General features: G+C 71.5%; 8 protein-coding genes. 4 read left to right on the top strand and 4 right to left on the bottom strand.

Annotation, left to right across the window (positions count from 1 at the left end; all coding sequences use genetic code 11):
* Together K0M70_RS14060 and K0M70_RS14065 are read left to right on the top strand one after the other, a co-directional pair.
* A partial coding sequence (locus K0M70_RS14060) for an alpha/beta hydrolase (RefSeq protein WP_290782991.1) occupies positions 1-823 on the top strand: 823 nt, incomplete at its 5' end.
* Between the two features lie 87 nt (positions 824-910).
* A complete protein-coding gene (locus K0M70_RS14065) occupies positions 911-1273 on the top strand; it encodes an I78 family peptidase inhibitor (protein ID WP_290782993.1) in 363 nt (120 codons plus the stop codon).
* 34 nt (positions 1274-1307) lie between these two features.
* Here the strand turns inward: K0M70_RS14065 and K0M70_RS14070 are convergent, their stop codons facing one another.
* The 3 genes from K0M70_RS14070 to K0M70_RS14080 are packed head-to-tail and all read right to left on the bottom strand — an operon-like array spanning position 1308 to position 3885.
* The gene (locus tag K0M70_RS14070; protein ID WP_290783003.1) at positions 1308-1976 is read right to left on the bottom strand and encodes a murein L,D-transpeptidase catalytic domain family protein; all 669 of its coding nucleotides are present in this window, start codon (positions 1974-1976) and stop codon (positions 1308-1310) included.
* A gap of 44 nt (positions 1977-2020) precedes the next feature.
* Positions 2021-3037, bottom strand: coding sequence for a L,D-transpeptidase (locus K0M70_RS14075; RefSeq protein WP_290782995.1), 1017 nt, complete (start codon positions 3035-3037; stop codon positions 2021-2023).
* 8 nt (positions 3038-3045) lie between these two features.
* Positions 3046-3885 carry a universal stress protein gene (locus tag K0M70_RS14080; RefSeq protein ID WP_290782996.1) on the bottom strand — a complete coding sequence of 280 codons (840 nt, stop codon included), beginning with the start codon at positions 3883-3885 and terminating at the stop codon, positions 3046-3048.
* Positions 3886-4087: 202 nt separating this feature from the next.
* Between K0M70_RS14080 and K0M70_RS14085 the strand changes: the two genes are divergently transcribed.
* Positions 4088-5005, top strand: a complete 918-nt coding sequence (locus tag K0M70_RS14085; protein WP_290782998.1) for an oxygenase MpaB family protein — start codon at positions 4088-4090, stop codon at positions 5003-5005.
* Between the two features lie 45 nt (positions 5006-5050).
* On the opposite strand, the gene K0M70_RS14090 is transcribed toward K0M70_RS14085, so the two are convergent.
* Entirely contained in the window at positions 5051-5872 is an 822-nt protein-coding gene (locus tag K0M70_RS14090; RefSeq protein WP_290782999.1) for an NYN domain-containing protein, read from the bottom strand.
* A 114-nt stretch (positions 5873-5986) separates the two neighbouring features.
* Here K0M70_RS14090 and K0M70_RS14095 point away from each other — a divergent pair, with 114 nt between their 5' ends.
* The gene (locus tag K0M70_RS14095) at positions 5987-6538 is read left to right on the top strand and encodes a phosphoribosyltransferase family protein (RefSeq protein ID WP_290783001.1); all 552 of its coding nucleotides are present in this window, start codon (positions 5987-5989) and stop codon (positions 6536-6538) included.
* Positions 6539-6629: the final 91 nt, after the last annotated feature.

Consider the following 6629-nt stretch of genomic DNA (forward strand, 5'->3'; position numbering starts at 1 on the left):
GCCCGGGGGGCCGGCCCCCGGGCGGCCCGGCCCGGCGGTGGGCGCCGCGGGCGGCTGCCCGGTCCTGCTGCTGCACGGGTTCGGCGGCTCGACGTTTTCATTCCGCGACCTGGCGCCGGCCCTGGCGGCGGCCGGGCACGAGGTCTGGGCGCTTGACCTGCCCGCCTACGGCTACAGCGCGCGCACGCCCTTCCCCGGCACCGCCGGCGCGGCCCTGGCGCCGTGGCTGCGCGAACGCGGCGCCGGCTGGTGCCTGCTTGGCCATTCCATGGGCACGCGCGTGGTGGCCGAACTGGTGCAGGACATGCCGGGCGACATCGCCAGCGTGGTGTACCTGGCCGGCAACCCGATCCCGTCGGCCAAGGAACTGCGCAACCGCGAGCGCTTCAAGGCACCGCGCCTGCGGCGCTGGTTGGCCGGCCTGCTCGAGCGACGCTACCTGCGCGAGCAAAAGATCGGCGAACTGCTGGCCAAGGCCTACGGCCGCGCCGCCAGCCCCGAAGAAATCGAAGGCTACCTGGCACCGCTGCGCCAGCCCGGCACGGCGCTGGCCATCATGAACGGCTACGCCGCGCAGTGGCCGGCCACGCCTACCGGTGCCGACCTGGACATTGTTCCAACGCTGATTTTGTGGGGCGAGAACGACCAGTGGGTGAAGCCCGAGGTCGCCGACCGGCTGCAGGCCGCCCTGCCTTCGGCCCGCCGCATCACGGTGGCCGGGGCCGGCCACTGCCCGATGGAAACCCACGTCGCGCCAACCCTGGATGCCGTGCTGGCGCAATTTTCCCCCGCCGCGAGGGCGGCAGCCGCGGCGGGCGAGTAAATGCCGGGGTGCCGGCAGGCCGGGGTTAAGGCGGCAAGCAGCGCCTTGGGCTAGGCTCGGGGAACCAGCCGCCGACGGAGTTCCCACATGACGCCCACTGTTCGCTTTCCCCTGATGATCGCCGCCCTGCTGGCCGTCGCCGCCTGCGGCGGTCCTGCGGTGTCCGGGCCGGCTGCCACCGTGCCGGTGCCCGCCGACGCCCCCACCCCGCCCGAAACCATTGCCGCCCCTGCCGAGGAAACCGCCATGACCTGCCAAGCCGACAAGGGCCAATGGGCCATTGGCCAGATCGCCGACGAGGCGCTGGTGGCCAAGGTGAAAGCCGACACCACGTCCGAGAGCGTGCGCGTGATCAAGCCCGACATGATGGTGACCATGGACTACCGGGAAGACCGGGTGAACCTGGACGTGGACGCCGACAACCGCGTTACCGCTGTTCGCTGCACCTGAGCCGCAGGGCCCGGCGTGGCGCGGTGCCTGCGCTTCAGCCGCGCGGACGCGCCTTGCCGGCGCTGGCGGTGACCTTGCCGTCGCAGCCGAGCACCCGCGAATTGGCCAGCCACCCCGGATCGGGGTAGTAGGCGAACAGCAGCTGGCCCTGCTTGAGCGTGTCGATCATGGCCCGCGCCACCTGCGGGCGCACGGCCGGGCAGCCGTAGCTGCGGCCCAGGCGGCCCTGCTTGAGCGCCGCCAGCGGGTCCACGTAGGGCGCGCCGTGCATCACGATCAAGCGGTCGCGCGCGGCGTCGTTGACGCCGGGCTCCAGGCCGTCCATCCGCATCGAATAACCGTTGCCGCCCACATACGTTTCGGCCGTGCGGAACAGGCCCAGGCTGGACTGGTGGCTGCCGTCGCGGTTGGAGAATGCCGTGGGGACGTTCTCGCCGCTGCCCTGGCCGTGGGCCACGTGTTCGGCGAACAGCAGCGCCTTGCGCTTGAGGTCGAACACCCACAGGCGCGTCTCGGTGGACGGCCGCGAGTAGTCGATCACCGCCAGCCGGGACGCCGTGTCCACGCCCTCACTGGCCATCGCGCAGCCGCGTGCCTGCAGCGCCAGCGCCAGCACCTTCGGGTCGGCGTCGGGCGCGGCGGCGGACAGGCGCGCAAGCAGTCCCGCGTCGGCGGCAGCCGGCAGGGCAACCCAGGCAAGCATCAGCAGGGCGGTGCGCAACATGGGCGCCAGCATACCCAGCCTGGTCATGGCCCACCTGAACCGGGTTCAACCGGAACCACCGGCCCGTCCGCCTGCAGCACCGTCAGGCCGGACGCCACTCCGAGCGCCTGGTCGGTGATGACCAGGCTGGTCCCCGGCACCATGGCGTCGTAGACCGCGCGGCTGAAGCCGGGCGCCACGCCCAGCATCCCGGCCAGGCGCGCCGGATCGTCCTCGCCTTCGCCGTGCACGCGCAGCCAGCGCCGGCGCGGCCGGTCCGGCAGCACCGCCGGCGCCTGGCCGTCCGTGCCTTCCAGCAGCAGATAGGCGAGCGTTCCCGAGAACGTGCCGTCGAGAATGCGCACCGGCCCCCGGCCGATCTCGATGCCTTCGCGCAGCACGACCACCTGGCGGTCGAGCGTGCTCACCACCACCGTCAGTGCGCCCGGCGGCGCTTGCTCGGGCGCCCAGGTGTAGCCGGGCTCGGGCATGGCCGGGGACTGCAGCCGCGGCAGCGGCGTGGACGTCGGCAGCCCCTTGGGCGCCGGCGCCGGAAACAGCGCAGGATCGGCCAGCATCGGCGCGCGGTTGGCCTGGTCCACGATCACCACGGTCATGCCGCGGGTGGTGACGTCGAAAAGTTTTTCCGAGAACGCATGCGGCAGGCGCACGCAGCCGTGCGAGGCCGGATAGCCGGGCACGCGGCCGGCGTGCATCGCCACGCCGTCCCAGGTCAGCCGCTGCATGAACGGCATGGGTGCGTCGTCGTAGAGGTTGGAATAGTGCTCGCGTTTTTTCTGCAGGATGGTGAACACGCCGGTCGGCGTTTCATATCCGGGCTTGCCGGTGCTGACGGTGGCCACGCCGATGCGTACGCCGTTGCGATACACGTAGGCGCGCTGCTCGGGCAGGCTCACCAGCATCAGCACCGGTCCGCGCGGTGAAAGCTCGGGCAGCCAGAGGTATTCCCCGGGCAGCAGCTGCAGCGGCGCGGCGGGTGCGCCCTGCGCGGCGGCAACGGTGCATGCGCCCAGCAGGCACAGCGCCAGCAGGCGACGCATCAACCGCATCAATGCGCGAACAGCACGGGAAAGGTGGCCTGTTCCAGCACCGATCGCGTCGTGCCGCCGAGTATCCGCTGGCGCCAGCGCGAGTGGCCGTAGCCGCCCATCACCACCAGGTCGGCCTGCTGCTGGCTGGCGTAATCAACGATGGCCGTGCCGGTGCTGCGGCCTTCGCGCGGCAGCGCCACCACTTTCACCTGCAGCCCATGCCGCGCCAGGTGGCCGGCGATGTCGGCGCCGGGCTGCGGGCCGTGTCCGGACTCGCCCACCTCGGGGTCGAGCACCAGCACGTCCACGCGGGCGTCGCGCGGCAGCAACGCCAGCGCATCGTGGATGGCGCGGCTGGGCTCGCGCCGTGGCTGCCAGGCCAGCACCACGCGGCGCGGCGGCACCAGCAGCTTCGCACTCGGCGGCACCATCAACACCGGGCGCCCGGTGTCGAGCAGCAGGGCGCTGAAGCCCAGCGCGAAGCGGGCATCCGGCCCCTCCGGCAGCATGCCGCCGAACACCGACAGGTCAGCGTGGCGCCCGTGCAGTGCCGCCGCCTCTTCGGGCTCGTTGAGCAGGGTTTCGACCACGCGCAGCTCGCAGTCGGCGCCGGCGCGCTCCACCTGCAGCCTGGCCACCTCGCCGGCGGCGCGCGCGGCGCCCAGCACGCGGTCGAAGTCCACCTGGCTGACCATCGTGGTGGCCATGCCCCATTCGCTGGCGATGGGTACCGGGTAAGCCACCGCGGCCAGCACCGCCACCCGGGCTTCGTGGGCCACCGCCAGCAGGGCGGCCGCCGCCAGGGCCGCGCTGTCGCTGGCGTTGTACTGCAAGGGCACAAGGATGTCGCGGATCATGGCGTACTCCTTCGGGGACGGTGCGCGCACGGCGCAATTCCAGCCTACGCCGGTCGCTGGCCGGGCGTTTGACCGCCGTCAAGGCAAATGCGGCGGTCTGTTCATCCGTTGGACAAGGCCTGACCGTGCAGCCGTCCCGCCCGTCCACACGCGGGTACCGGCCTTGTTCGTGCCTTCATCCCGGGCGCGCTAGCCTGACCGCATGACGTCTCCCCTTGGCCATGCCTTGCGCGACCGCGTTCGCGGGTGGGTGCTGCACGCCTTCCCGCGCGCGCCCGACGGCAGCGGCATTGATTACGACCAGCCCTTGGGCGACCCGGGCCTGTTCGACCCGGAGGGTCCGGTGTGGCGGGTGCATGCCGACTTTCCGGGCATGCTCAGCGGCGGCCTGTGCGCGCTGATGCTGCAGACGCTGCACCCGGCGGCCCTGGCCGGAGTGTGGGACCACTCCAACTTCCGCGACGACCTGGTGGGCCGCCTGCGACGCACCACCGACTTCGTGGCCGGCACCAGCTACGCGCCGACGGCCGAAGCGCAGCGGCTGATCGACCGGGTGAAGCGCATTCATTCGAAAGTGCGCGGAGTGACCGAAAGCGGCGCGCCCTATTCCGCCGACGATCCGGCGCTGCTGACCTGGGTGCATGTCACCGAGGCCTACGGGTTCCTGCAGGGCTACCGCCGCTATGCGGGTGCCGTGCCGGTGGCGCACGCCGATCGCTACTACGACCAGACGCGCGTGGTGGCAGAGCGCCTGGGCGCCACCGACGTGCCGCGCAGTGAAGCGCAGGTGGAAGCCTACCTGGCGAAGGTGCGGCCGCAGTTGGCCTACACGGCGCGCTCGCGCACGGTCATCGACGTGCTGGCGCGCATGCGCCTGCCGGTTCCCGCGCCGGGCCTGTCGCGCGACGTCTTCCTGGGCGCCGGCGCCGCGCTGCTGCCCGCCTGGGCCATCACGATGCTGCGGCGCACGCCCGCCGACGCACTGCGGGCCCGCATCGGCGCCGGCAGCCTGCGGGCCATGGCGCCGGTGTTCCGGGCGGCACTCAACGACGGGCCGGCACAGCGTTCCTGCCTGCGCATGGGCATCGATCCGGCCCGGCTGCGGCGCCCTTTCGACTGAGCGCAGGCCGCGGCTTGCGCGGGGGTGGCCGGCCGCCTGGCCCGGTCAGGCCCGGAGCCGCACGTGGATGGATTTGCTGCCGCCGACGCTGCCGCGCTCCTGGATTTCGAACAGGGCCGGGTGGGCCTTGAACAGCTCGCTGAGTTTCTTGTGGCCGTAAAGGCGCGGGTCGAAGTCGGGCCGGATCTTCCCCAGGTACGAACCCACCGTGCCCAGAAACGCCCAGCCTTCATCGTCCGCGGCCTCTTCGATGGCCTGCGCCAGCAGGTCGCCAGGAACGGCCGGTGCGGCGGGCTTGGCGGCAGCAGGGGCGGCGCTTGGCGCCGTGGCGGGCTGTTTCCTGGAGGGCTTGGCCTTTGACTTCGCCACCGCCGCCGCCGGGGCTTCGGGCGGGGGTTCGCGGCGCAGCAGGTCGGTGTAGATGAACTTGTCGCAGGCCTGCACGAACGGATCGGGGGTCTTGCGCTCGCCGAAGCCGTAGACCGTGTGGCCCTCTTCGCGAAGCCGCTGCGCCAGCCGCGTGAAGTCGCTGTCGCTCGACACCAGGCAGAACCCGCCGAAGCGGCCCGTGTACATCAGGTCCATCGCGTCGATGATCATCGAACTGTCGGTGGCGTTCTTGCCGCTGGTGTAGGCGAACTGCTGCACCGGTTGAATGGAGTGCTTGAGCAGCGCCTTTTTCCACTGCGTCTGCTGGGGCGAGGTGAAGTCACCGTAGATGCGCTTCACGCTGGCCACGCCGTACTTGGCCACCTCGGCCAGCAGGCCCTCGATGACACCGGGTGCGGCATTGTCGGCGTCTATCAGCACGGCCAGCAGGCGCTGGTCGTCGTCGGTGTCGGGTTTGCCGGGAGTGCGCGGCTTCATGGCGTCGGGTCCGTGAGTGCGTGGCACCATCGTAAGGCCAAGCGGCGGGGCCGGCCAGTTGGCGCGCTGCGCGCGGTAAACGCTAACCTAGGCCAACCCCTGAAGGAGCCCGCCATGCCCGCCGACCGCTACCGCCTTTATTCTGAAGTGGACCTGGAGCTGGTGGTGGACGACATGGCGCGCCAGGCCGCGGCCTTCCTGGACGCCACGCCCACGGTGCTGCTGGGCATGCTGCGCCGGGGCGCGCCGCTGGCCGACCGGCTGCACGCGCGCATCAAGGTGCATGCGCCCTGGGCCCAGATCGAGCGCCTGGACCTGAAGGTGAAGCGCTATGCCGACAACCTCGAGCTGCTGCACCCGGAAACGCACCTTGAAGCGCCCAACGGCGCCAACCTGCTCAACCGCCGCGTGATCGTGGTGGACGACGTGCTGTACCAGGGCTATTCGCTGATGCGCGTGTTTGAATGGCTGGCCACGCAGAAGCCCGCGCACGTGCACGCCGCCGTGCTGGTGGACCGCCAGCGCCACCGCATGCCGGTGCGCGCCGATATCGTCGGCATCACGCTCAAGATTGCGCCCGACGACGTGATCGAATGCAACGTGCCGCCGTACGAAGCCGATTTCGCGGTGGACCTGTGGCGCCCGGCGGCCGGCGCGCAGCCGTGAAATCCTGCAAGCGCGTTGCCCACCGACCGCCAGGAAAACGCCGGTCGCGAAGCCACACATGAAAGCGGGGGGGGGGGGCCACCCCCCGCCC

The organism is Arenimonas sp., from assembly GCF_019459675.1.
Lineage (GTDB): Bacteria > Pseudomonadota > Gammaproteobacteria > Xanthomonadales > Xanthomonadaceae > Arenimonas.

What these genes read in the sequence shown, in the direction of transcription:
- K0M70_RS14085 (WP_290782998.1), top strand. Translation starts at nt 4,088, where the DNA reads ATGACGTCTCCCCTTGGCCATGCCTTGCGCGACCGCGTTCGCGGGTGG.
- K0M70_RS14065 (WP_290782993.1), top strand. Translation starts at nt 911, where the DNA reads ATGACGCCCACTGTTCGCTTTCCCCTGATGATCGCCGCCCTGCTGGCC.
- K0M70_RS14090 (WP_290782999.1), bottom strand. Translation starts at nt 5,872, where the DNA reads ATGAAGCCGCGCACTCCCGGCAAACCCGACACCGACGACGACCAGCGC.
- K0M70_RS14070 (WP_290783003.1), bottom strand. Translation starts at nt 1,976, where the DNA reads ATGCTTGCCTGGGTTGCCCTGCCGGCTGCCGCCGACGCGGGACTGCTT.
- K0M70_RS14095 (WP_290783001.1), top strand. Translation starts at nt 5,987, where the DNA reads ATGCCCGCCGACCGCTACCGCCTTTATTCTGAAGTGGACCTGGAGCTG.
- K0M70_RS14080 (WP_290782996.1), bottom strand. Translation starts at nt 3,885, where the DNA reads ATGATCCGCGACATCCTTGTGCCCTTGCAGTACAACGCCAGCGACAGC.
- K0M70_RS14075 (WP_290782995.1), bottom strand. Translation starts at nt 3,037, where the DNA reads ATGCGTCGCCTGCTGGCGCTGTGCCTGCTGGGCGCATGCACCGTTGCC.